Source organism: Pseudomonas sp. RA_35y_Pfl2_P32 (assembly GCF_963970735.1).
Classification (GTDB): domain Bacteria; phylum Pseudomonadota; class Gammaproteobacteria; order Pseudomonadales; family Pseudomonadaceae; genus Aquipseudomonas.
Genome location: NZ_CAXAQF010000317.1, coordinates 1 through 458, shown reverse-complemented (window position 1 = coordinate 458; position 458 = coordinate 1). Strand labels below are relative to the sequence as shown.

Annotated in this window: 1 protein-coding gene; it reads right to left on the bottom strand. The window is 62.7% G+C overall.

Translation table 11 applies throughout. From position 1 onward, the window contains the following. Positions 1-184: hypothetical protein (locus AACY45_RS28470; protein ID WP_339548803.1), on the bottom strand; the 184-nt coding region annotated here is incomplete at its 3' end. Positions 185-458 lie beyond the last annotated feature (274 nt).

Here is a 458-nt window from a genome sequence, read left to right as displayed (position 1 = left end):
CGCCAGGCGTAGTCGATACCACGAACTCTGCACCGCATTTCGGGGGTAATGACATTCCCGTGCAGGGGAGAGGGCCGGTAGCGCCGTCCGACTTCGTATTATCGACTACGCCTTTGGTCGGTGCTCCGGCCTGACCGCTCGGCGTCGTCGCAAACGACCGGGCCTGTTGAAAAATGCCGGACATGCCGGGTTGCTCCTTCGTTTCACCCCTGCCGAAAGGAGCGTCGCTATGATGGGACCAGCCTGTCGCGGTAAGCGGGAAGGGGCGTCCCCCCGCACCGTAGAAGCCATGTTGCCCACAGACCACCTGCTGCGTCGCGTCGATCGATGTCTCGACATCGGCGAGTTGAGACAGGCACTGGCCGGTCACTACAGCGCAAGGGGACGGCCATCGATCGATCCCGAACTCCTCATCCGCATGGCCTTGGTCGGCCGCATTTACGCGATCACGTCCGAAC